This is a genomic window from Hymenobacter citatus (assembly GCF_014333615.1).
GTDB lineage: Bacteria > Bacteroidota > Bacteroidia > Cytophagales > Hymenobacteraceae > Hymenobacter > Hymenobacter citatus.
In genome coordinates this window covers 73,581-97,546 of record NZ_JACSCY010000015.1, presented here as the reverse complement: position 1 = coordinate 97,546, position 23,966 = coordinate 73,581, and the positions used below count along the sequence as shown (strand labels likewise).

Genomic DNA, 23,966 nt, shown 5'->3' with positions numbered 1-23,966 from the left:
AACGTCTGTGTATGCGTGTTGTTGTAGGGCACAAGCCGTAACAAGCGGTGTTGTGTTGGTGCTAATGCTGTACTATAGCCGCTTAATGGTTTGTATCTTTGCGGCGCAGCTACATCATGCATCGGTATAGCTTACTACTCAGATTTTCTTTGCTTTGCAATATTTAGAAGGACGCAAATACGTAGTGCAGGCCATTTTTCTTGCCGTGGCGATGCTATTTGCGGGGCGACTCTTTTACATCCAGGTGCTGGATGGCAGCTACAAGCTGGCCGCCGACCGCAACACCTTGCAGCGCATCGTGAAGGTGCCTTACCGCGGGCTGGTGTATGACCGCAACGGCAAGCTGCTGGTACAGAATACGCCGGTGTATGACCTGCTGGTGGTGCCCCGCGAAGTGAAGCAGCTAGACACGGTGCGCTTCTGCCAGCTGCTGCAACTACCCGTAGAGGACTTGCGCGCTGGCTTGCTGGCTGCCAAAAAATACTCGCGCGTGAAAGCCTCACCGCTGGTACAGAACTTAAGCACTGCCGAGCTGGCTTCCATTCAGGACAACCTGATTGATTTCCCAGGCTTCCGCATTGAAGCGCGGATGGCCCGCGCTTATGGTACCCAAAGCATGGCCCACGCCCTGGGCTACGTAGGACCAATACCGGCCACTTGGGTAGACCGGGAGAAGTACGCCAAGTACCGTCCTACCGATTTTCTGGGCATTAGCGGCCTGGAGTCGTTCTACGAGAAGGAGCTGATGGGGCACCGGGGCGTGCAGTACCGCATGGTGAACGTGCGTGGCATTGAGAAGGGCGCGTTCCGGGGAGGCGAGTTTGACACGCTCTCCGTAGCCGGGCAGGACTTGCACACGGGCATCGACATCGACTTGCAACAATACGGTGAGATGCTGATGGCTGGCAAGCGCGGTACAGTCGTCGCCATTGACCCCAAAACCGGCGAGATTCTAGCCTTCGTGTCGGCACCGGCTTATGATCCGGCCATGCTCACGGGCAAGGGCCTAGGCAACCGCTACATGGAGTTGCTTAATAACCCCGAGCGCCCCCTCATCGACCGGCCTCTCACGGCCATTTACTCGCCGGGCTCGGTGTTTAAGCTGGTAAACGAGCTGGTGGCCATGCAGTCGGGCGCTGTATCGGCCAACACGGGCTTTCCCTGCAACCAGCGCTTAGTGCGCTGCACGCACAACCACGAATATCCTGGTAATGTGAGCATTGCCATCAAAAACAGCTGCAACCCCTATTTCTACCAGGTGATGCAGGCCACCGTAATGCGCGGCCGTTCGCGCAACCGCTTCGAGGATTCGCGGCTGGGACTGGCCGAGTGGAAACGCAACGTAATGACCTTCGGCCTCGGCGACAAGCTGGGCGTGGACTTAATGGGCGAGAAGAAAGGCCTGATACCCTCGCCTGAGTACTACGACAAGCGCTACGGCCACCACCGCTGGACTTACAAAACGGTTTACTCCTTGAGTATTGGCCAAGGCGAGGTGCAGGTAACAAGTCTGCAAATGGCAAACATCATGGCCATTATTGCCAACCGTGGGTACTACTACACGCCCCATTTCGTGCGCAGTGTAGGCCAAAACGGCCCTTTGCCTCAATTTCAGGAGCGCCATACCACAAGCGTAAACCCGCGCTATTTCGAGCAGATCATTCCGGGTATGCAGATGGTAGTGGGTAGGGGCGGCACGGCCAATCTGGCTAGCCTAGAGCAATTCGGCATCTCAATGGCCGGTAAAACGGGTACGGTGCAGAACCCCCACGGCGCCGACCACGCTACCTTTGCAGCCTTTGCACCCGTCGAAGACCCCAAAATTGCCATTGCTGTGTTCATCGAAAATGCAGGCTTTGGCGGCTCCTCAGCGGCTCCTCTGGCCTCGCTGATGGTGGAGCGCTACTTGCGCGGCAAAGTGGTGCGCAAACAGTGGGAAGAATGGTTGCCTGGCTCCGCCGACCGTTTCGTGAAACGCCATCATTAAGCGAGTTGTCAACCGCTGAGTACGTGTTGTCAGTTATCAGACAACGTATAATTAACACCTGATTAATGCCCTCATCACCCGCTCGTTATTCCCGCAGCATAGACTGGGTTACCGTAGGCATTTATTTGCTGATGGTGTTCGTGGGGTGGCTGAACGTGTACGCGGCCAGCTACTCGCCCGATGCACCTACCCACGTCTTCGGCTTGAGCTTTGGGGAGCTGATGAACTTCAACTGGTTCAAGCAAATCCTGTGGATTGGGACGGCCGTGCTGCTCATTGTGGTGCTGCTGGTAGTCGATTACAAGGCGTACGACACGTTTGCTTACGCGCTCTACGCGGGCATGATTGTACTGCTCATTATTACGCCCTTTATTGCGCGACCTATTGCGGGCTCCCGCTCCTGGCTGGAGTTGGGGCCGGTGCGCCTGCAACCCGCCGAGTTTGCCAAGTTCATCACGGCCTTGGCCGTGTCGCGCTACATGGCGGGCATCAACCTGCGTCACCAGAATTTTCGCGACCAGTTGATGCTGGCCGTCTTCACGCTGCTTCCCCCGTTGCTCATCATCGCGGCCAACGAAACGGGGCAGGCGCTGGTATTCGGGGCGTTTCTGCTGGCGTACTTCCGCGAGGGCATGTCGCCGCTGATTTTGCTGTTGCTGGCAGCCGGCGGGGCTATCCTGATTCTGGCGCTGCTGGTGCCTAAGCTTTGGCTGATTGGTTTTTTTACCGTGCTATTGGTGCTGGTGTTGGTGTTCAACAATCGCCTGCTACGCCACCATCTGCCACTTTCCATTGGGGTGTGGCTGGTGGTGATTGGGATGGTATTTGGGGTTGATTTCTTCTTTAATAGCGTCTTGCAGGAGCATCAGCGCAAGCGCATCGAAATCCTCATCAATCCCTCTGCCGACCCGCTAGGGGTAGGCTGGAACGTGACGCAGTCCAAGATTGCCATTGGCTCGGGTGGGGTAGTGGGCAAGGGCTTCCTACAAGGTACCCAAACCAAGTTCGACTTTGTGCCCGAGCAAAGCACCGACTTCATTTTCTGTACTGTGGGCGAAGAGTGGGGTTGGCTTGGTTCCGTGGTTACGATTGCACTGTTTATGGCCTTGCTGTGGCGCGTTGTGTACGTGGCCGAGCGGCAGAAATCGGTGTTTGGGCGCACCTACGGCTACTGCGTGGCCAGTATTATCTTCTTCCACTTCGCCGTGAACATCGGCATGACCATCGGGCTGGCGCCGGTGGTAGGGATTCCGCTGCCGTTTTTTAGTTACGGCGGCTCCTCGCTCTGGTCGTTTACTACCCTGCTATTTATCCTGCTGGCCATCGACGCCTACCGCAAACAGGATTTGGTTCGGTAAGGCGTTGGTGTGATGCTATAGTAAGAGAGGATGTTGTAATGAAATGAGTAATTCACTTCTCTACCTCCTGAAAGTGCGGTTATGGATTATGCTGAACGTTGATTAGCCAGCGGCCCAGCGGATGATGCGTTAGCACCAAAGCCAAGCCCACGGCCAGCACAGGAGTACCCAGATACGCCATACGACCCAACTCGCCGGAAAGCAGCATGTGCACCAGCACGAGCAACAGAAAAGTGCCGCCGGCCCAGCCCAACGGCGCTATCCATCGCCTCCACAGGGCAGCGTCGCACAAGCCCAATAAAAACAGCAACCAGAAAAAGCCAAGTACGCTGAATAGGTCTCCTGCCCCGCCCACCGAGAACAGGCGTTGGAGTGAATAGCGTAGGTTCTCAAAGTGATGAAAAGCGTTCTGTACACTGGCTGCGGGTGGGGTGCCGGCTTGCGCGTCTATCCAGTATCGGATGGTGTAGGTGAGGGCCCCTGCTGCCGTTAACAGCATAAGCTGCAATGGCCAGCGCCCGGCCGTTTGGCCAAAGACCAGCAGCCACGGCACCAAGAACACAAACGACTCCTTGGCCAGTGGCCCCAGCAGCAGGCAGCAAACCAGCGCTGCTCTTGACCCGCTACGAGCGGCATAAAACGCCAACGCTACCACCAACACGTATAGGCTATCGACCATGGGTAGCCCCGCCAAGTACACTGCCCAACGGCTGCACAACACCGCCGCCAGCGCCAGCAGCGCCGCGGGTGGCGATGCGCCGTAAAGCAGGCACGTACGAAACATAAGTAGCCCCGCGCCGGCCAGCACCAGCGTATTTACGATATAAAAAGCCAGCCGCAGAGGCCACTCGCTCTGCGGGCGTTGGGGCCATACGCGGGTGTATACTTTCTTGATAGGCCACGCTACGGCCGCCGCCGCCCATGGCACTACTACCCGGTAGCGCCGCGTAATGCTAGTGCCCCGAAACTTGCCCTGTGCCACGCGCAAGTAGCTGCGCGTGTCCAGAGAGTGTGAGAAATCGTAGTGCCTGTACATGGTGTAGGCGCCACCCGCCAGCAACCCTACTGCCACTATATATACCAGCAGCCAATTACGCCAGGTAGTAGGCACAGCAGCGAGAGAAGCAGGGGTAGGGGGCACAACTACAGGTAGCGGAGTTCAAAAAAATAGGGCTTGGTTGTTCGCGAAGAAATCAACCAAGCCCTATCGATAGACAGCGGAACTAGAAAGAGTGTTTAGCTACGCAAACTTGCGGTCAATCAGCTTCAGTAGGCGCCCCACGTGCTCTTCCTTGCGGGTCCAGTCGTGCGATTTAGCCAGTGTATCCGTCACGTAGCGTTTGGCCGCGTCGGCGTCGGGTAGGGTGTCAAGGTGCTGTATAGCAGTGTGATACTCCATGTTCTCTCCGTTAAACAGCTCGTTGATAAAGCTGAACCGTTGGTTGATGGAAATGGCTTCCCGCAACGATTCCACTCGCGTTGGTTTTTCGGCTAGTGTTGCCGACTGGCGCTCGGTGCGCAGCGTCGTGCTCAGGCTTGGCACAGACGTATGTTCGCTTTTGAGCTTTTCGTAGAGTCGCGCAGCCGGAGCCTCTGGTGCAGATGCCGGGGCTGGGGTAGGGGGCGCGGGGGCTACCGGCGGAGCAGGCGGTGGTGTCGGGGCGGCCATTACCGGCGGTGGGGTAGGGGCGGGGCGGGGTGGCGCTTCGGCCACGGGGCCATCCTCACGCAGATCAGCAGCGGTAAGGGGTAGCAGATTGCTTAGCTCTTCCACCAGCTTTTCCAGGGGGCGTTGCCGGGCGTGGTTGGCCTGCTGATACTGCCGAAACCGCTCCAGCACAAAGGTGCGCTCCAAGGGCGCGCCCTTCACCAGAGAGTCGATAAACGTTTGAAACCACGCTTTGTCTACATCAATGTAGCGCAACGCGTCGTGGAGCTGCTCCACGGCCACGCTGGGACTAGTGCCCAGGATTTTACCCTCAAAAATCTGTTCCGGATCGGTGGCAATGCCCAGCGTATCGGCCACAGCTGTGGCCAGCAGCGGCTCAAACGTGGCACGGCTTAGCTTAATGCGCCGCGACAGGGTGTTCATGAACTGCGTGAGGGCCTGCCGCACGTCGGCAGCCTCAAAGTCGAAGTAGGGACTGCGCAGCCGGGCCATTTCCTGGGTCCACTGGCCCAGTAGCTGCTGCACCACAAACAGATTGACCTGCCGGATGGGCGTAAATTTCAGCACAGCGGGACCGTCTAAGGTAGCGTCGGGCTGGGCAAGGAAGTGCTGGTTGCACAAGTGTGCCGCCAAGCGGCGGCCGTATTGTTCGCGTTTCGCGGAGCTATATTTGTCCTTCATTGAAAGCCTTATTCAATGGCAATTTAGGGAAAGATGCCCATTTTGACCGTGCAAAATCTATTTGGCGTGGCTGTGCCGGTGCCAGCTGGCACTACGTTGCTGGCGGCACTGCAAGCCGCTGGCCACGATTGGATGCACGCCTGCGGGGGCCGTGGGCGGTGTACCAGCTGCCGCATACAGGTCGTAACGGGCCTAGAACTACTAACGCCACCCACCGATCCAGAATTGCGTTACCGCCGTGCCGGCCGCCTACTCAGTCACGAGCGCCTCACCTGCCAAACCCGCCTACCTGCCGGCGACGTGACCGGCTGTGTGCCCGAAGCTACGAAGCTGCCGCACGTGCAGTATGGGGTGGGGTAGCAGGATGAGAGGGTAGCCAGTAAGAAGGTTGTCATCCTGAGCGCAGCGAAGGACCTTCTGCCAGTTAAACGAGTCGTGGTTGCGATAGTCGTTCTCATGTGATAAGGTCCTTCGCAAGCTCAGGATGACAATCTTCTTACTGGCTACCCTCTCGTCCTGCTACCCTCAACAGTGAAAGCAGCGTTGTTGCCCCCTGCCGGCCAAAGTTGTAAATTTGACCCTTTGTCTCCGGACAAATTCTCTTATTCACTCATTCATTCACGCATCGACTGTGTTCATCGAACCTCGCGTTGGCAATGGCCGCGAAGCACCGCATCGGGGCTGGATTGAAGTGGTGGCGGGCTCCATGTTTTCGGGTAAAACCGAGGAACTGATCCGCCGGCTCAATCGCGCCAAAATTGCCCGCCAGCGGGTCGAAATTTTCAAACCGGCCCTCGATACCCGCTACCACGAGCACGATGTGGTGTCGCACAACGCCACCAGCATCCGCTCCACCCCTGTGCAGCTACCCGAAGAAATGCTGCTGCTCGCCAGCGGCTGCGACGTAGTGGGCATCGACGAAGCGCAGTTTTTCGACCACTCGCTGGTCGACGTGTGCAATCAGTTGGCCAATCAGGGTACCCGCGTGATTGTGGCCGGCCTCGACATGGACTACACCGGCAAGCCCTTCGGCCCCATGCCAGCCCTAATGGCCGTGGCCGAGTTTGTGACCAAGGTAAACGCCGTGTGCGTGTGCTGCGGCGAGGTAGCAGCCTATTCTTTCCGTATTGCCGCTTCCGAGGCGCAAGTGCTGCTCGGTGAAACCGACTCGTACGAGGCGCGTTGTCGGCCGTGTTTTCAGGCCGGGATGCAGGAGAAGGCACCCGCCATAGTTCGCCCCGCCGCTCGTCAGGAAAGTTAAGCGGTAGTCAGAACCGGCTCCGATAGAAAAGCCTACAGCCAATAGCTACAAGCTAAAGGTGTAGTATGTACCTTGTTCCGCATGCGCCACCTCCTACCCACCCTGTGCTATGTACTGCTTCTGCTCACGGGCCTGCTGCCCCCGTTACCTGCCCGGGCGCAGTCGGGCGTGGGCTACGGCGACTGGCAATTGCACCTGCCCATCAACCGCGCCAAGGCCCTGACCGATGCCGGCAACCGCGTATACGTAGCCGCCGAAGACGCCTTTTTTTATTACGATAAAGAGCTAAATACCACGGCGTTGCTTTCGCGCCGCGACGGCCTGCACGACGTGGGCGTACAAACCGTAGCCTACGACTCCCTGACGCGTCAGACGCTGGTGGCCTACGCCAACGGCAACCTCGACGTGCTGCAAGCTGACGGTTCTATTCAGAACCTAACGGATATTCTGCGCAAGCAAATCACGGGTATTAAGGCCATTTACGGCATTGCCTTCCATAATCGGTTGGCCTACCTGTCGTGCAGCTTTGGGCTGTTGGTACTGGATATGACGCGGCTGGAAGTGCGCGAAACCTACACCAACATTGGCGCTGGTGGGGCGGCTGTGCAAGTGTACGCTACCACCGTGGCTGATGGCTACTTGTTGGCCGCTACCTCGGGCGGCGTCCTGCGCGGCTCGCTGGCAGCCAATCTGCTCGATTCTCGTGCCTGGGCCATCGTGCTACCCGCGCGTGCCGGCGACCCGTACCGCACCTTGGCCATGCAGGCGGGCACCGTATACGCAGGCGTTAATGGCGACCAGCTGTACCGCTTCCTACCTGCCGGACAAACTTGGCAAGCTGTACCTGGCACCAGTGTTGGCACCTTCAGCCAGCTCACGCCTTCGGCGGCTGGGTTGATCATTACCGATAACCAAAAAGTGAGCGTATTGAATGCCGCCGGGCAGGTGCGGACGCTGACTGCCGCGCCCATTCAGAGCCCGCGGGCGGCTTTGCGGGCGCGCGATGGCGCCTACTACGTGGCCGATTACCGCAATGGCCTCGTCCGTGTTGCGGCTGATGGGCAGCAGGCCGAGAGCTTTGTAACCAATGCCCCGGCTACCGCCCTTAGCTTTGGCGTGTATAGCGATGCCCGCAGCGGCATCACCGATGTGTTCAGCGGCGGCTATCAGGACCGCTACCTGCAAAACGAACTGTATGCTGGTTTCTATGAATACCAGGATGGTCGTTGGACTAATATCACATCCACTACCCTACCCGACCCCGCGCAATACCCCAACCCCAAAGACCTGACCCACGGCGTGCGCACCGCCGACGGCACACTCTATGTGGGTAGCTATGGACAAGGGTTGTTGGCGTGGAAAGGCGCGGGCAACTTTCGGCTGTTTAACCCTACCAATGGTAACAGCCCGATACTGAGCGCTATCAGTAATCCAAACTACGCCCGTATCACGGATGTGGCCTTAGATGGCAACGGCGATGTGTGGGTGATAAATCGCCACCAGCGCACCAACAATTCGGGCCTGTTCGTCTTCAGTCCCACCAACAATGCCTGGCGGACACTACCCTATTTCTCCGGTTCTGAGAACCTCGACCGCCTTGCCCTCGACGACAACAAGGTGGCCTGGGCGACGCAGGCCCGCCAGGGCGGTCAGGGCTTGGTAGCCTATGACCCTGCTACTGGCGCCGTGCGCTATTTCACGAGTGCTACCTCCCCCGATAACTCTACGCCGGGTCTCATTAACCTCTACGATGTGGTGAAGGACCGACGAGGCGCCATCTGGGTAGCCAGTGGTAGCAGTAGCGAAGTGGGCGTGGCCGTTTTCGACGACCCCAGTCAAGCCTTCGACCCCAGCGCAACGTTTCGGGTGCCATTCCTGCGTAAGGGCGAATCGGATACGGGCTTCGCCATTTTGCGCGGTCAAACCGTGCTGTGCATCGCCACGGATGGGGCCAACCGCAAATGGTTTGGTACAGCTGATAACGGCCTGTGGCTGTTCAATGCCGATGCCGACGAGGCGCTGCTGCATTTCACTACTGCCAACAGCCCGCTACCCTCCAACCACATCAACGATGTATCGGTGAACGACCGCACCGGCGAGGTGTTTGTGGCTACCGATGCGGGCCTGGTGACCTACCGTGGTTCGGCTACCATCACAGAAGGTAAGCCCGACTGCGTGAAGGTGACCCCCAATCCCGTGCGCACCAGCTTTACCGGCGAGGTAGGAATTTCGGGCCTAGTGAACGATGCCATTGTGAAAATAACGGACGTGACCGGCGCCCTCGTCTACCAAACCCGCGCCAACGGCGGCACCGTCACCTGGAACCTGCTCGATAGCAATAACCGCCGCGTGCAGTCCGGGGTCTACCTGGTCCTCTCGTCCGATGCCGATGGCAAGAACGGCTGCATCAGCAAAATTGCAGTGGTAGAGAAGTAGGAATTAGTCTATTCCAAAAGGTGTTAAACTAGGTATCAAAGCTAGCGTCTGCTGCTCTTACCTTTTAAGTGAAACTATGCTGATCAAAACCCGCGGTATTGTCCTCAACTACATGCGTTACCGCGAAACGTCCATTATTGCGCGGGTGTATACCGAGCGGTTGGGGTTGCAGTCGTACGTAGTGAATGGGGTGCGCAAGGCCAAGCCTCCCGGACGCATTGCGCTGTTTCAGCCTTTCACGTTGCTGGATTTGGTGGCCTACACTTCACGCCAAGGCGGCCTCACGCGCCTCTCGGAGTACCGCTGCGCCGAATCCTACCGCAGCATTCCGTTTGATGTGCAGAAGAGCAGTGTGGCCTTGGTACTATCGGAAATTGTGGGGCGGGTGGTGCAGGAAGAAGAGGAAAACGAGCCGCTGTTCCATTTCCTGCACGATGCTCTGCTGGCCTTCGATCAGCAGCAAACGGGCTACGAGAATTTTGCCCTGATTTTCCTGCTGCGCCTAGCTTCCTATCTAGGGTTCGGGGTAGAATCGGGGCAGGAGATAACCACCCAAGTAGCCTTTGCCTCGGCGGTACCTGCTACGGGTAGCGGCACCAGCACGCCTACCGTGCTACGCTTCCAGGAATTTGATCAGTATTTCGACGAACTGCTGCACGACCCTACCCACGCCACCGTGCCCAATGGCCGGGTGCGCCGCGAGCTACTCAATCTACTCATCCGCTACTACCAACTCCACATCGAGCACCTAGGCGACGTCCGCTCGCTGGCCGTGCTATCGGAAGTGCTAGCCGAGTGAAGGTGAAATAGTGAGATGGTGACATGGTGAGTTTGAGGTTCTAACCGCGCATTCTGCGCAAGTGGCGCCGTTAGCGCTGATAGAAACTCAAACTCACCATGTCACCATCTCACTATCTCACCTTCACCACCGTCAGGTCGAATACCAAATCGGTATTAGGTGGAATAAGGTAACGACTATCATCGTCGGGGTCGCGGGCACCTTTTGCACCGTAGGCCAGCGCGGCTGGAATCCAGACGCGGGCGCGGGTGCCGGCGGGTAGTAATAAGAGCACCTCGTCCCAACCTTTGATAACCTCGCCGCGCCCTACCCGCAGGCGCAACGGATGCCCATCTACCACCGACGAATCGAACACCTTGCCATTGGGTAGGAAGCCAGAGTACTCCACCACCAACTTGTCGCCGGCCTGAGGAGTAGGGCCGGTGCCAAGTGTCGTTATCGAGTAGCGCAGGCCGCTAGCGGTTTGCACGGTATCAGCCGGTGGAGTTTGTGCTACAACAGTGAGAGTACTGAAAAGCAGACTCAAACATAACCAGCAGGCCCACCAACGCTGTGCTATCATGCGCTATTAGTTAACGCGCTTGGTTACGATCATGTCGAACTGCAGTACCCGGTCATTGCCAACGTTTGAGATAGGGTCGCCCGACAACTGAGAGCCATAGGCCAGGTAGGAGGGAATAAGCAGCAGCTTCCGGTCGCCGGGTTTCATGAGCAGTAGCGCCTCATCCCAGCCTTTAATCACGTTACCGGCGCCAGCTACTACCTGAAAACACTGGCAGGGCGTGCGGTTATCGTAAGAGCTGTCGAAGGTAGTGCCGAGCACCCCATCGTTGATAAACTTGCCGATATACTGCGTTTCTACTCGCTGACCTTCTTTGATCGTTTCAGTACCCGCAGGAGCGTCTGTAACAGGCACCAGATACAAGCCCGATTCAGTGCGGGTGAAGTTTTTGATGTTGTTGGCTGTCAGATACTTCATAATCGAAGCATCGTCCAGCGTTTTTTGCTGCTCGCGGTGGTCTTCGTATTGTTTGAGGTAGCTCGGCGTTTTGTTGCAGCCAGAAAGCACCGTAGCACTGCCGGCAAAGGCCAACAGTGAAGCACTCAGAAGCAGGCGATGCAGGAAAGGTCGTATCATTTGGGAAAAAGAAAAGATAGCCGCTTATTTAATGTCAATCAGTTCTACCTCAAAGCGTAGCGGTGTATTAGGCGGAATGGTAGAGCGGCCAAACACTCCATACGCCAGTGCCGACGGAACAAGCAAAGTAGCCTTGCCTCCTTTGCGCATTAAGGCAATGCCTTCATCCCAGCCCATAATGACCTGGCCGATACCCAATGTGAAGTTGAACGGAGTAGCGCCGGAAGCGTCGAATGCTTTGGGTGGCGTGCTGAAAAAATAGCCCGTGTAGCGTACCGAAACGGTTTGACCGGCTTTGGCCATGTCGCCGGTACCCAGGGCCGTGCTGTCCTGCACAAAATACAGACCCGAAGCACGTTTATCGAACTTCGTAATCTTGTTGTCAGCCAAATACTTCTGAATGGTGGCTTCGTCGTCTATCTTGGCTTGAGCAGCCTGGCGTTCCAAATCAGCCAGATAATCGTCGTTGCTGTTATTATTTAAACAGGACGAAACGCTCAGCAGCAAAACCAGCAAACCGAGTACGAAGCGCGAGGCGCGGAAGAAGGAAAAAGTATTCATCATACCAGTAAGAGAAAAATAACCGCCGCCGGGTTGCATCCGGCGGCGGTTATTTACCTATTTCACGTCTACCAACTCCACATCGAAGCGCAACGGCGCATCAGCAGGGATGTCGGCGCCCGCGCCGCGCTGCCCGTAGGCCAGCGATGAGGGAATCAGCAGCACGGCCTTCGAGCCCTTGGGCAGTAGGGCAATGCCTTTGTCCCAGCCCGGAATCACCTGGCCTACCCCTAGCGGGAATTCTATCGGCTTACCCTGGTTGCCCTTGGCCGAAGAGTCGAACTCTTTACCGTCGAGCAGGGTGCCTTTGTACTGCACCGACACCGTCTGGCCCGTCCTAGGCTTGGCGCCAGTGCCGGCCTGCGTAATGATGTAGTACACGCCCGAGGTGTCGCGCTGGGCCGTGAGGTTGTTTTTCTTGATGTACTCTTGCAGAATTACATCATCCTTTTTCAGTTGCTCTTTGGCGTGCGCCTGCATTTTTACCTGCGCGTCCATCATTTGCTTCTGCTGGTCGGCCATGGCCTCGTCGCGGGTCTGCACCTTCTCGGCTTTCACCAGCATCGTGATGGTGTTGCCCTGCTTCTTGATGAAGGGCGGCGCCGGACGGCCCGAGTTCTTCATAGCCAGCGTGTCGGCGTTGAATTTGAACACGGCTGAGTCGCCGGGCTGGAGCATGGCAAAGGCTTCGGCCTCAGCACCTTTCTGCTTCACCGAGTCCAAGGGGAACGGGGCGGGGATGCCCATGCGCTGCACGCGCGAGCTCATCAGCAGCGAGTCTTTGGCCGTGCGATACTCAATGTGCAAGCCCATGATCTTGCCGATGCGGTCTTTGTAGGTAGGGTCGCCGGTTACGGCCACTTCGCGGGGCTCGTACTTGTTGCCTACCTTCTTGAAGATTTTGTATTCGATACCAGACTTGGTTTTCTGAAAATCGCCACCGCCTTTGTTGCAGGAGGCCAGGCCCAGAAAGCCGGCCGCCAGGGCCAGACTCAAAGAAATGCGTTGAGAAAGCATTGAGTAGGGTAGAGTTAAAAAAGAGAATTTCGGGCAAGTTACGCCGAACGGGGCGCAACTACTAAAGGAGCCGTGACCAGTTGAGCCTGGTACTGCGGCAATAAGTCGATGAAGCGCTGCACGGTGTTGTCGAGCGAATCGTAGCTGACGCCGCCGGCGGCGTTGTGGTGGCCGCCGCCCCCAAAGTGCTGGCGCGAGAAGTCACTCACGGAGAAGTCTCCCACCGAGCGGAAGGAAATCTTCACCGCCGAGCCTCGGTCGATGAGAATAGCGGCAAACACTACCCCCTCAATACTCAAAGCAAAGTTGACGAGGCCTTCCGTGTCGCCGGTTTTGGACTGGTACTGGCGTAGCTCGTCCTGGGTGATGGAAATGTAGGCAGTGTTGTACTCGCGTAGCACCGTGAGCTTGTCCTTCAGCACAAAGCCCAGGAAGCGCAGGCGCATCTCGGAGTGCGAGTCGTAGATGCGACGGTGTACGTCGGAAAGATTGATACCAGCGTCCAGCAGCTCGGCAATAATCAGGTGCACGTTGCGCGAGGTGCTGGGGTGGCGAAACGAGCCCGTATCGGTCATGATGCCCGCGTACAGGCACTCGCCAATACCCACGTCAATCAAATCCTGGTCGCCCAAGTCGCGGATTACCTCAAACACCAGCTCCGAAGCGGCGGCCGCGCTGGAATTGGAAAAATCCAGATCGGCAAAGTTCTCGGGCTCCTGGTGGTGGTCGATGAGCACCTTGGTGCCGGGCGCGTGCCGAATGTACTCGCCCATCTCCGCAATGCGGTTGAGGCAGGAGAAATCCAGGCAGAAAATAACCTCCGCTTTGTTGATGAGGTCGCGCACCTGGGCGTCGTTCTGGTGCCGCTCGTAGATGATAACATCCTCGTTGCCGGGCATCCAGGCCAGGAAATCGGGGTAGTCGGAAGGAGTCACGACAGTAACGTGGTGACCTTTTTTGCGGAGATACCCCATCATGGCCAGCGACGAGCCCAAAGCATCGGCGTCGGGTTTGTGATGGGTGGTAATGAAAATCTGCCGGGGTTGCGCAAGCAGCTCTTGCAGGGCGGTAATTGTGGACATTGCCTACTACTAGATGGCTGAAAGTCGGTATTTTACGACGGAAACAAGGCGGCAAAAGTCGGAAAAATTCCGGAATTGCAACGAAACGGCCCGCCCGTCTCTCAAAATAGGAGCCCTTGGGCGCGTCGGATACGGTCAAACGCCACTGCTATATAAAAGGTGCCCGCAGGATTTATTCGGCGCAACTCCGCAACTCTCGCCGGATACCTCTACTTTTGCGCCCACAAACCGCCGCGGCGGTTTTCTACTTTCCTACCCTTACCCTTTGACCCTGAATCGTATGGCAACCAACCGCACGTTCACCATGATTAAGCCCGATGCCGTGCAGGACAACCACATTGGTGGTATCCTGAGCATGATTGAAGCCGGCGGCTTCCGCATCGTGGCCCTGAAGAAAGTACAGCTGACGCCCGAGCGCGCCGGCCAGTTCTACGAAGTACACAAGGAGCGTCCCTTCTACCAGGATCTGGTGAAGTATATGTCGTCGGGTCCCATCGTGGCCGCCATCCTGGAAAAGGACAACGCCGTGGCTGATTTCCGCACGCTGATTGGTGCTACCAACCCCGCCAACGCTGAGGAAGGCACTATCCGGAAAAAGTACGCCAAGAGCATCGAAGCCAACGCCGTACACGGCTCCGACTCCGACGAAAACGCGCAAATCGAAGGCGACTTCTATTTCCCCGCCAACGAGCAATTCTAAATCACGGATTCGCTCGGATTTTTCGGATTACACGGATTTTGTGGACGATTGGCTAAAATTATTGCTCTGTAGCCACAACAAAAAAGCCTCGCAGTTTGCGAGGCTTTTTTGTTGATAATGGATGCTTCTTCAGAAAGCCGTCCACAAAATCCGTGTAATCCGAAAAATCCGAGCGAATCCGTGGTCTAGGCAAGCAGGGGTTCCGGGTGGGTTTCTTCCACCGCCTGTGGGTTGTGTTTGTGCTTGAAGAGCAGCACGAACAGCACGGCAATAACCAGGGCATACAGCGCGAAGGTTATCCAGATGCTGTGCCAGTCTTTGGTGCCATCGGCGGCGGTGAAGTACTTCTGAATCACGATGCCGCTGATGGAGCTGCCTAACACGGCCCCGAAGCCGTTGGTCATCATCATAAACAAGCCCTGCGCACTGGCCCGGATGCTCGGCGCCGTTTGGGTTTCCACGAACAGCGAACCGGAGATGTTAAAGAAGTCGAATGCCATGCCGTAGACGATGCACGACAGGATAATCATCCAGAGGTTGGACTCGAGATTACCGTAGGCAAATAGGCCGAAGCGCAATACCCAGGCAATCATACTCATAAACATCACCTGCTTGATACCAAAGCGCCGCAGAAAGAACGGAATAGCTAGAATAAACAGCGTTTCAGAAATCTGCGAAATCGACATAATAATGGCCGGGTATTTTGCAGACAAGCCACTTAGGGTATCAAGAGGACGTGATATTAGTTGTGATAGAAGCTGCGAAAAGGATTCAATATTCAGAGTAGGGACAGTAGCGCTGGCGTCATGCAGGAAGGTGTCGCCGTAGGCATTGGTGAGCTGCAGGGCGGCGCCTAGTAGCAGCGCAAACAAGAAGAAGGTCGCCATTTTGGCGTCGCGCAGCAGGGCGAAAGACTTCAGGCCCAATATTTCTACCAAGGAGCGGCTGGGCGCATCCTGGGCTGTAGGTGGGCATTTGGGTAGAGTGAAGGCGTACAGCCCTAGCAGCAGCGCTGCGCCAGACGCTACATAAAACTGGTTGGCCGATTTCTCGAAGCCCAGCAAGCTCACCGTCCACATGGCCACGATGAAGCCGATAGTGCCCCATACCCGAATGGGGGGGTAGTCCTTCACCACATCCAACCCCTCGCGCTTCAGCACCGAGTACGACACGGCAATAGACAGCGACAGGGTAGGCATGTAGAAAATCATGTTCAGCAGAATCACCCAGAAGAACATGCCGGGGTCTGTGACCCACGGAATGGTGAAAAGCACAATACCGCCCAGCAGGTGCAGCACGCCGTACAGCTTCTCTGCATTGATATATTTATCGGCCACAATGCCCATCAGCGAGGGCATAAAAATGGAGGCGATACCCATAGTGGAGAAGATAGCGCCAAACTGCGCCCCCGACCATTGTTTGGTTTGAAACCAATAGGCACCGATGGTTATCAGCCACGAGCCCCAGATAAAGAACTGTAAAAAGCTCAGGATGATAAGACGCAGCTTCGTACTCATGCAGGTCTGATTTAATGCGCGGCGAATGAAATTAACCCATAAAGATACTTAGGAGTGGGGAAGTTGTGAAGTTGTGAGTGGTGAGTTTGTGAAATTGTGAGTAAACATGCCTGTCATCCTGAACGCAGTGAAGGACCTTATTACGGAAGAACAACAGTCGTTTCACCAACTCGCTCTTACGTGATAAGGTCCTTCGCGCTGCTCAGGATGACACCCGTATTTTCTACTCACTACTCACTACTCACTACTCACCATCTCACCCACTCTACCCCCTTACGCAGCCACGCCAGGGTAGCGGCTTCCGGCGAGCCTGGTGCGGGCACTTGGTTGTAGTGCCACTCGCACTCTGGGGGTAAGCTCATGAGGATGCTCTCGGTGCGGCCGCCGGTTTCGAGGCCGAACTTGGTGCCCCGGTCGATGGCGAGGTTGAACTCGGCGTAGCGGCCGCGGCGGATGAGTTGCCACTGCTTTTCGGGGGCATTGTAGGGTAGGGTGCGGTTCTGGCGCATTAGCTCGGTATAGATGGGACCAAAAGCGTCGCCTACGTCCTGCACGAAGGCAAATAGGTCCTCGAACGAGCCGTCTTTTCCTACCGTGAGGCGGTCGAAGAAGATGCCGCCTACGCCGCGGGTTTCCTGGCGGTGAGGCAGGTAGAAATAGTCATCGGCCCACTGCTTGAAGCGGGGGTAGTAGGTTGGGTTGTGGCGCTGGCACACGGCCTGGAGCTGTTGGTGAAACCAGCGCGCTTGCTCCTCCACTACATAAATGGGTGTCAGATCAATGCCGCCGCCAAACCAGGCCTCTCCATTGCCGGCCTCAAAGTAGCGCACGTTCATGTGGGCAATGGGCACGCGCGGGCTGCGCGGGTGCAGCACCACCGATACACCCGTGGCAAAGTACTCGGGGTTGGGCATGAACAGGTTGCGGGCGGCCGGTTCGCTCATCTCGCCCCACACCGCCGAAAAGTTCACCCCACCTTTCTCCAGTATTGCCCCGTGCTGAATGACATTCGACAGGCCGCCGCCGCCACCCTCGTGCTCCCAGGCGTCGGTGCGGAAGGTAGTGCCACCGTCGGTGGTTTCGAGTTGACGGCATAGGCGCTGCTGAAAGTCCCGCATCCATATTTCGGCGGCAGCGCGGGTAGAGGAATCGGTAGCAGTGAGGACGGTATGCATAACGAGGGCGTTATGAGTAAGGTGAAGAGTTCGTTTTGAGCAGCCTGCGACTACCCCTGACAAGGGCTCAAAGCCCTGTCAGGGGTAGGGACACACAGTGGGTTAGTGGATAGCTTCGGTCCGCTGAGCGGCTCCCTGGGCTTCGTGTCGGGCGCACCGCTCGCAGCACACCATGGTAGGCTGGGGCTGGCGCAGCACCAATACCGGAATCTGCGTATGGTAAGCGCGGGTAGTGGTATAGCAGGCATCAAATAGGCGGCGGAGCAAGGCGCTGCTGGTGGGTGCCACCACAAGCAACTGGGTCTGGGTGCGGGCGCAAAACTCGCTGGTGCCTTCCAGCTGGTCGTCGTCTTCGAGCAGGTGCGTAGTAATGGCGGGCCAGGTGAGCTGGGGGCGGGCTTTTTCCAGGGCGCGCTTCAGGCGCATCCGGTCGGGACGGTGGTGGGGTGAGTAGAACTGCACCAGCTGCAACGGCGCCGGAAACGCCTTCGCCAGCGCCGACAAGCGGGGTAGGAGGTGGGTATCCAGCTTGTCGAAATCAGCCGAGAAAACGGCGCTGCTTGGCAAGGGTAGGCGGCCAGGCGGCACCACCAGCACGGGGCACGCTACTAGGTTGATAATAGCAGCGGCGTGGTTGCCGGCCACATCGGGTCGGCCGCAGTCGATGTGCTCCAGGCTCATCACCAGCAAATCGGCCGCGCACCGGGTTGCTTCGGGTTGGGCGTGGTCGTGCAGGCAGCCTGACACCACCCGGTAGTGGTAGCGGATACGGCGCCCATCCTGCCGCGTGAGCTGCTGGTAGCGCAGGCGCTCGGCCAGCGTGCGCAGCCGTTGCTCCAGCGTCTGCATTTCCGCGGCGGTGGGGGTAGGACCGTGGTGGCAGTAGAGCAGCACGATTTCGGCCGGCCAGCGCACGGCCAGCTTATTGGCATATACTACTGCGTGCTCCGAAGCCGCGGTGAGGTCAAGAGGGACGAGGATGGTTTTCATAGGTTCTTTAATTAGCTGCTAGCTATTGGCTGTTGGCTGATAGCCTGCTGAGGTTTGTATCAGTAACTGATGGGCTATCAGTTGATAGCGCACAGCTAGGTCTATTTAATGACAGTAGTGCATGGTACTGGGCTGAGCGGCATGCGCGGCGGGAGCAGTGTGCACCAGCTGCGGACTGAGGTAGGGAACACCCAGCCCCAGCCCGCGCAGGATGAACAGCACGGCCAGCACCGTGGCCACGTAGGGCACGGCCTGCCGCATGTGGGTGCGCCACCCCAGCGGTACCAGTCGCCCCGTGAGCGACAGGCCCAACATCAGGGGCAGCGTGCCCAACCCAAATAGCAGCATGTAAGCGGCCGCGCTGCCTACCCCCGGCGTGCTCAGCGTGCCAGCCAGCGCCAGATACACCAGGCCGCAGGGCAGCAAGCCGTTCAGCAGGCCGGTAACGTACAGCGCCGACAGCTCCTGCCGGTGGAAGAAGTGCGCCAGCGTTTGCTTCAGGTAGGCCAGTGGGCGGTCGAGGTAGAAAGCGGCAGCCAGGCGACTAGTGTAGCGCTCGGGCACTGCCACCAGCAGCAGAATCAGCAGGCCCGATGCAATGGAAAGGCCCTGCTGCCACCCCGCCAGCCGCAACGACTGCCCCACCGCGCCCACCGCCACGCCCAGCAGCGTGTAGGTGGTAACGCGGCCAAGATGATAGAGCAGCCGCCCACCCACGTAGCGCCAGTGAGCATCGGCTGCATCCAGCCGGCTGGGTAGGGCCAGCGCAATGGCGCCGCACATGCCCACGCAGTGGAAGCTACCCAGAAGACCAAAGATGAAACCTGCCCAGAGCATCGGCGGAAAGCGCGTGTTCGAATTGGGAGGCAAGTAGGTCATAAACCGCTGCCGTCGGCATGACAAAAATCAGGTGGCGGGGTGATGTTTGCTTGGATGATGCTCGCTTGCAAAACGAACCAATTCCTCCCTTTGTGGTATAGATACCGCGTCCCACTCTACATCACTCAACCACTACCTATGAACGCACAACCCCAACTCGGCTGGATTGGCCTCGGCAATATGGGCAACCCCATGTCGGGCCGACTGCTGGAGGCCGGCTACCCGGTAGTCGTATATAACCGCAGCAAAGACAAAGAAGAGGCCTTGCGCGCCGCCGGGGCCACCACCGCCGATTCGCCAGCTGCCGTGGTGCAGCAGGCCGACGTGGTGTTCCTGATGGTGTCGGACGACCAGGCCGTGCGCGACCTGTTCGCTGGCCCTGACGGACTGCTGCAGGCCCAAGCGAGCGGTAAGCTACTCATCAACATGAGCACCGTGTCGCCCGGTATCAGCGAAGAAATGGCCAACCTCAGCCAACAGAAAGGCCACACCTACCTCGATGCACCGGTTTCCGGCAGCGTGAAACAGGCGGAAACCGGCCAACTGGTGATTATGGTAGGGGGCGACGAACAGGCATTCCAACAGGCGCAGCCGTTGTTTGAGCACCTGGGCAAGCTGGCGCTTCACCTCGGGCCTACCGGCAGCGGCAACCGCGCCAAGCTCGCCATCAACACGCTGTTGGGCTTCTACACGCAGGGCTTGGCCGAAACCTTCCTGTTTGCTCAGCAGCACGGCCTGAAGCTGGAGGATATGCAGACAATTATTGCCAACGGCGCCATGGGCAACGTTTTCTCCAAGATCAAAGGCGAAGCGATAATGGCTGAAAACTATCAGGCTGCCTTTGCCCTGAAGCACCTGGCCAAAGACCTTCGCCTGGCGAAAGCCGAAGGCCTGAACACGCCCCTAGGCGAGGTAGTCCACGACACCTTCCAGCAGGCCGAGCCTGCCCTGGGCGAAGAAGACGTAATTGCCATCATGAAGCACCTGCAAGGCTAAATTGTTAAATCCTGCTCCACGAAATACGACTGTCCATCAGCCGTAAAATCCACGCGGACGCGCCAGAAGCCACTATCCGTTTTCTGGGTGCTAATGCGTTGGATCAAGTCTGAATCAGGTTGTAGGGGAAGGGTAAAATCGAGCTGTAAATTGGAAGGGCGGAAGAAATGGATGCTGCCTTCCAGCAGTTGCCCGCTGAGGGTAGTAGGCAGCTGCACCCGCAGTTGCTGCTCCGCCGCTTGGTACTCTATGGCCACGGCGCTGGGTAGGGCGGCGGTGCGCGCCACCGATTCGATGCGCTGTTGGTAGGCCAGCTCCTGCTGGTAGTAGGTAGGGCTCACCAGGTCCACGTTGGTGCGCATCGTCTGGCTCACCATGTAGCCAATATAGCCGCCGAACAGCAGAAATGCGGTAATGATGGCGTAGGGCCAAAGGGTGCGGGTTGGAGTGGTAGTCATGGAGATGAATTGGGGATAGGGCCATGTAGCCGTTCGCGCCGCCTGCCGGTCCGACGCCGTAGGCGTCCGACCGGTATCGTTGCTGCCGTTGCCGGTGCCAAACCACCCGGCGCGGGCGTCAGCTTACGGCAACCGGTCGGACGCCTACGGCGTGGGCCCGGCAGGTGGCGCGGACTCGGCTCGTGCAACGGCAGCAACGATACCGGTCGGACGCCTGCGGCGTCGGACCGGCAGGCGGCCCTACCGGGGTGGGGCCAGAAACTTGGTTTGCTCTTCCGCTATCAGCTTGCCGCCGCTGAACACTCCAATGCGAATCTTGGAGCTGGTGGTGTGCAGCTCGCCCGCGGGCAGCTCGGCAAAAAACACGCCCTCCGCGATGCCCTGGGCCGGTAGCGTCAGGCCATCGGTGCCGACCAATGAAATCTGGCCGTGGGCCGGCTCCAGCAGCCGCAGTTCGATGGGGTAGGGCTGGTTGGTTTTGTTGATGACCGAGATGTTGTAGAGGTTGGTGATGGTGCCGCGGTCGGTTTTCTGAAACAGCTGGCCCGGCGTGCGCAGCACCGTAGCCGCCACGTTGGCCCTAGACACCAGCAGGCCCGTCATCACTACCAGCAGCACCGTGAGCACCGCCGACAGCGCTTTGATGCGGCCCGTAACCCGGAACCGGGTGCCGGTGGCAATGTTGTTTTCCGAGGCGTGCCGGATGAGGTTGGGCGGCAGGTTCACCATCGCCATGATGTTGTTGCAGGCGTCGATGCAGGCGGTGCAGTTGGTGCATTCCAGCTGCTGGGCACCGTTGCGGATGTCGATGCCGGTGGGGCACACCTGCACGCACTGGTGGCAGTCGATGCAGTCGCCGGCGGTGCGCACGTTGTTTTTGCGCATCTTCTCGCGGGGCTCGCCGCGCTGGTAGTCGTAGGCCACCACCAGGCTGTCTTTGTCGAGCATCACGCCCTGCAAGCGGCCGTAGGGGCAGGCAATGGTACACACCTGCTCCCGGAACCGGGCAAATACGGCGTAGAAAACACCCGTGAACAGCACCATGGAGGTGAGGCCGCCCAGGTGCTCAGCAGGCGGATCGGTGATGATTTTCACCAACTCCTCGCTGCCAATGATGTAGGCCAAAAACGTGTTGGCAATCAGGAAGGAAAGCAGCAGAAACACGGCGTGCTTGCCGGTTTTGCGCCAGGTTTTGTTCCAATCCCACTCGGCTTTGTCGAGGGCCTTTTGCTGGGGCGCGTCGCCTTCAAAGAAGTATTCAATGCGGCGAAACACCATTTCCATGAAGATGGTCTGGGGGCACACCCAGCCGCAAAACACCCGCCCATACACCACCGTGAACAGAATCACGAACACCACGAACGTCATCATGGCCAGCAGCAGAATAAAGAAATCCTGCGGCCAGAATATTTGTCCGAAGATGATGAACTTCCGGGCCGGCAGGTTCAGCAGCAGCACCGGCAGGCCATGGATGCGCAGCCACGGCCCGGCAAACAGCAGGGCCAGCAGGCCGTAGCTAAGCCAGGTGCGGGCGCGGTAGAGGGCGCCCTTCGGCTGCTTGGGGTAGAGCCAGATGCGCTTGCCCTCGGCATCCACCGTGGCGATGGAGTCGCGGAAGCTTTCGGTTGAGGTGGGTGTTTTCATAGGGTTTTGTGGGCCGACGTGCGCCTACCGGTCCGACGCCGGAGGCGTCCGACCGGTATCGTTGCTGATGCACGCGCCGTGTGGGGTAGGTAGTAGCAGGCGTCAGCACGCGGCTCGTTCTACGATACTGGTCGGACGCCTCCGGCGTCGGACCGGCAGGCGGCCGCTACTTCTTCGGCGCCAGCTTCTTCGCCGTAGGGTCGATTTCACCCTGTGGCTCCTTGGCGTTGGGTGGATTGGTGCCTTGCAGCGATACCACGTAGGACGACACTTGCAACAATTGCTTGGCCGAGAGCTTGCCCTTCCAGGCCACCATGCCCTTGCCCTGCACCCCAAATTTGATGGTGCGGTACACGTGGTTGATTTCGCCGCCGTGCAGCCAGTACTCGTCCGTCAGGTTGGGGCCTACCTTGCCTTCGCCGTTGGCGCCGTGGCAGGGGGCGCAGTTTTGGGTGAAGATGGTTTTGCCCTCGCCCAGGTCGGCGGGCGCGAGTAGGGCCTGGTAGGTCGTGAGTTGGTTGGGGTCGTCGGAGCCGGCCGATACGAGTAGGGCCGCCTGCTGCATCTCCGTTTCGTACTCGGCGTGGCTGAGCTGGCCGGCCTGGGCTACGTGGAAGTAGGTGAAGTATACCACGGCGAAAATGATGCTGACCACGAAGCCGTATTTCCACCACGGCGGCAAGTCGTTGTCGAACTCGTGGATGCCGTCGTAGTCGTGGTTGGCAATGACTTCGTCGCGCACGGTGCCGGTTACCAGTACCGGGTCGCCCACAAGCAGGCCCAGCACCTTGCCGCTCCAGCTGTGGCGCACGGTAGGCATATCGTATACCCGGCGCAGTTGGGGCCGCAGCTTCACGACCAGCGCCGTGAACAGCAGCAGGGTCAGTAGCACCACCAGTGCCAGCGTACTCAGCAAAAACCAGAACAGCATCATTTTACTATCCGAAGCGCCGGCAGCGGCTGCCGTAGCTGGTGCCTCCACCGTTTGGGCCAGCGTCGGGTAACTGCCTAGCAGGGCTAGTACACCGGCGCCAGTACCGTATAGAGTTCTTCGCGGTAGGCTCATGCGGCAACTTTCTGCTCGGCGGGAAGGGTAGGGGTGGGCGCTACCGACACTGTAGGAGCAGCCGGAGTAGCCTCAGAAACTACCCGAGTGGCTTCTTCCGGTGTATCCTTCTCCTGCACCGAATAGGCCACGGCCGAGGCCAGCGAGCTAGCAGTCATCATTCCAAACAGCAGCACCACGGCGGCCAGGCCCCAAGCCAGCCAGCTCAGCACGTCGGTGGGTTGAGGTCCGGCGGTGGCAGGTGTAGCAGATTGGGCCGTGGCAGCATAGCCAGTGAGTAAGCCCGTGAAAATCAAGAGGAAAGTGCGCTTCGTTAACATGGCAGGTTGGGAGTAAAAGTGGTTGAAGAGGTTTCATCCTCGCCGCCCAGCAGCGGCAGGTTTTTCATTGCATGCACGTGCTGGCGGTTCACGACGAACACGTAGGCCAGCAGCCCCAGAAAGAAGAGAAAGAAGATGACGAAGGAGATAATCGGGTAGATTTCCACGCTCGCAATGGAGCGCAAAACGTTCTTATCCATAAGGTTGAGCGGTTTGAGCGGTATTTGATAGG

General features: G+C 58.2%; 24 protein-coding genes. 8 read left to right on the top strand and 16 right to left on the bottom strand.

Going from position 1 to position 23,966, the window contains the following annotated elements; all coding sequences use genetic code 11:
• Positions 1-154: 154 nt before the first annotated feature.
• Positions 155-1,987 (top strand): penicillin-binding protein 2, encoded by a 1,833-nt coding sequence (gene mrdA, locus H8B15_RS16720; RefSeq protein WP_187320795.1) that lies wholly within the window; start codon positions 155-157, stop codon positions 1,985-1,987.
• A 65-nt stretch (positions 1,988-2,052) separates the two neighbouring features.
• Positions 2,053-3,345 (top strand): rod shape-determining protein RodA, encoded by a 1,293-nt coding sequence (gene rodA, locus H8B15_RS16715; protein ID WP_187320794.1) that lies wholly within the window; start codon positions 2,053-2,055, stop codon positions 3,343-3,345.
• A 79-nt stretch (positions 3,346-3,424) separates the two neighbouring features.
• Here the strand turns inward: rodA and H8B15_RS16710 are convergent, their stop codons facing one another.
• Both H8B15_RS16710 and H8B15_RS16705 read right to left on the bottom strand, forming a co-directional pair.
• Positions 3,425-4,486, bottom strand: a complete 1,062-nt coding sequence (locus H8B15_RS16710) for a hypothetical protein (RefSeq protein WP_187320793.1) — start codon at positions 4,484-4,486, stop codon at positions 3,425-3,427.
• Between the two features lie 99 nt (positions 4,487-4,585).
• Entirely contained in the window at positions 4,586-5,695 is a 1,110-nt protein-coding gene (locus H8B15_RS16705) for a hypothetical protein (protein ID WP_187320792.1), read from the bottom strand.
• Between the two features lie 33 nt (positions 5,696-5,728).
• Here H8B15_RS16705 and H8B15_RS16700 point away from each other — a divergent pair, with 33 nt between their 5' ends.
• The 4 genes from H8B15_RS16700 (at position 5,729) to recO (ending at position 10,191) form a co-directional block, all read left to right on the top strand.
• Entirely contained in the window at positions 5,729-6,055 is a 327-nt protein-coding gene (locus H8B15_RS16700) for a 2Fe-2S iron-sulfur cluster-binding protein (protein WP_187320791.1), read from the top strand.
• A 271-nt stretch (positions 6,056-6,326) separates the two neighbouring features.
• On the top strand, positions 6,327-6,956 hold the full coding sequence (locus H8B15_RS16695; RefSeq protein ID WP_187320790.1) for a thymidine kinase: 630 nt from the start codon (positions 6,327-6,329) through the stop codon (positions 6,954-6,956).
• Positions 6,957-7,037: 81 nt separating this feature from the next.
• On the top strand, positions 7,038-9,392 hold the full coding sequence (gene porZ, locus H8B15_RS16690) for a type IX secretion system anionic LPS delivery protein PorZ (RefSeq protein ID WP_187320789.1): 2,355 nt from the start codon (positions 7,038-7,040) through the stop codon (positions 9,390-9,392).
• A 76-nt stretch (positions 9,393-9,468) separates the two neighbouring features.
• Positions 9,469-10,191, top strand: a complete 723-nt coding sequence (gene recO / locus H8B15_RS16685) for a DNA repair protein RecO (protein WP_187320788.1) — start codon at positions 9,469-9,471, stop codon at positions 10,189-10,191.
• 112 nt (positions 10,192-10,303) lie between these two features.
• On the opposite strand, the gene H8B15_RS16680 is transcribed toward recO, so the two are convergent.
• The 5 genes from H8B15_RS16680 to H8B15_RS16660 all read right to left on the bottom strand — a co-directional run bounded on the left by H8B15_RS16680 (position 10,304) and on the right by H8B15_RS16660 (position 13,989).
• Positions 10,304-10,660, bottom strand: a complete 357-nt coding sequence (locus H8B15_RS16680) for an FKBP-type peptidyl-prolyl cis-trans isomerase (protein ID WP_216859180.1) — start codon at positions 10,658-10,660, stop codon at positions 10,304-10,306.
• 99 nt (positions 10,661-10,759) lie between these two features.
• Positions 10,760-11,329 (bottom strand): FKBP-type peptidyl-prolyl cis-trans isomerase, encoded by a 570-nt coding sequence (locus tag H8B15_RS16675; RefSeq protein ID WP_187320786.1) that lies wholly within the window; start codon positions 11,327-11,329, stop codon positions 10,760-10,762.
• 24 nt (positions 11,330-11,353) lie between these two features.
• Entirely contained in the window at positions 11,354-11,893 is a 540-nt protein-coding gene (locus H8B15_RS16670; protein ID WP_246455568.1) for an FKBP-type peptidyl-prolyl cis-trans isomerase, read from the bottom strand.
• 54 nt (positions 11,894-11,947) lie between these two features.
• Complete coding sequence (locus H8B15_RS16665; protein WP_187320784.1) at positions 11,948-12,907, bottom strand: FKBP-type peptidyl-prolyl cis-trans isomerase; 960 nt, start codon at positions 12,905-12,907, stop codon at positions 11,948-11,950.
• Positions 12,908-12,945: 38 nt separating this feature from the next.
• Positions 12,946-13,989, bottom strand: coding sequence for a DHH family phosphoesterase (locus H8B15_RS16660; protein WP_187320783.1), 1,044 nt, complete (start codon positions 13,987-13,989; stop codon positions 12,946-12,948).
• Between the two features lie 280 nt (positions 13,990-14,269).
• Here H8B15_RS16660 and H8B15_RS16655 point away from each other — a divergent pair, with 280 nt between their 5' ends.
• Entirely contained in the window at positions 14,270-14,689 is a 420-nt protein-coding gene (locus H8B15_RS16655; protein WP_187320827.1) for a nucleoside-diphosphate kinase, read from the top strand.
• A 185-nt stretch (positions 14,690-14,874) separates the two neighbouring features.
• Here the strand turns inward: H8B15_RS16655 and H8B15_RS16650 are convergent, their stop codons facing one another.
• From H8B15_RS16650 to H8B15_RS16635, 4 genes are all read right to left on the bottom strand, one after another.
• Positions 14,875-16,206 (bottom strand): nucleoside permease, encoded by a 1,332-nt coding sequence (locus tag H8B15_RS16650; RefSeq protein ID WP_187320782.1) that lies wholly within the window; start codon positions 16,204-16,206, stop codon positions 14,875-14,877.
• A 248-nt stretch (positions 16,207-16,454) separates the two neighbouring features.
• A complete protein-coding gene (gene hemF / locus H8B15_RS16645; protein WP_187320781.1) occupies positions 16,455-17,381 on the bottom strand; it encodes an oxygen-dependent coproporphyrinogen oxidase in 927 nt (308 codons plus the stop codon).
• A gap of 102 nt (positions 17,382-17,483) precedes the next feature.
• Positions 17,484-18,371, bottom strand: a complete 888-nt coding sequence (locus H8B15_RS16640; RefSeq protein ID WP_187320780.1) for a universal stress protein — start codon at positions 18,369-18,371, stop codon at positions 17,484-17,486.
• A 105-nt stretch (positions 18,372-18,476) separates the two neighbouring features.
• On the bottom strand, positions 18,477-19,250 hold the full coding sequence (locus H8B15_RS16635; protein WP_246455567.1) for a sulfite exporter TauE/SafE family protein: 774 nt from the start codon (positions 19,248-19,250) through the stop codon (positions 18,477-18,479).
• 138 nt (positions 19,251-19,388) lie between these two features.
• Between H8B15_RS16635 and H8B15_RS16630 the strand changes: the two genes are divergently transcribed.
• A complete protein-coding gene (locus H8B15_RS16630) occupies positions 19,389-20,246 on the top strand; it encodes an NAD(P)-dependent oxidoreductase (RefSeq protein ID WP_187320779.1) in 858 nt (285 codons plus the stop codon).
• On the opposite strand, the gene H8B15_RS16625 is transcribed toward H8B15_RS16630, so the two are convergent.
• The 5 genes from H8B15_RS16625 to H8B15_RS16605 form a co-directional block, all read right to left on the bottom strand.
• Positions 20,243-20,704 carry a FixH family protein gene (locus tag H8B15_RS16625; protein ID WP_187320778.1) on the bottom strand — a complete coding sequence of 154 codons (462 nt, stop codon included), beginning with the start codon at positions 20,702-20,704 and terminating at the stop codon, positions 20,243-20,245. The two genes, H8B15_RS16630 and H8B15_RS16625, sit on opposite strands and share 4 nt — an antisense overlap.
• Positions 20,705-20,944: 240 nt before the next feature.
• Positions 20,945-22,348 (bottom strand): cytochrome c oxidase accessory protein CcoG, encoded by a 1,404-nt coding sequence (gene ccoG / locus H8B15_RS16620; protein WP_187320777.1) that lies wholly within the window; start codon positions 22,346-22,348, stop codon positions 20,945-20,947.
• Between the two features lie 166 nt (positions 22,349-22,514).
• Positions 22,515-23,414: a cbb3-type cytochrome c oxidase N-terminal domain-containing protein gene (locus H8B15_RS16615; RefSeq protein ID WP_187320776.1), complete on the bottom strand. Its 900-nt coding sequence runs from the start codon at positions 23,412-23,414 to the stop codon at positions 22,515-22,517.
• Positions 23,411-23,734, bottom strand: a complete 324-nt coding sequence (locus H8B15_RS16610) for a hypothetical protein (protein ID WP_187320775.1) — start codon at positions 23,732-23,734, stop codon at positions 23,411-23,413. The genes H8B15_RS16615 and H8B15_RS16610 overlap by 4 nt, the downstream gene beginning before the upstream one ends.
• Positions 23,728-23,934, bottom strand: coding sequence for a hypothetical protein (locus H8B15_RS16605; RefSeq protein ID WP_187320774.1), 207 nt, complete (start codon positions 23,932-23,934; stop codon positions 23,728-23,730). The genes H8B15_RS16610 and H8B15_RS16605 overlap by 7 nt, the downstream gene beginning before the upstream one ends.
• Positions 23,935-23,966: the final 32 nt, after the last annotated feature.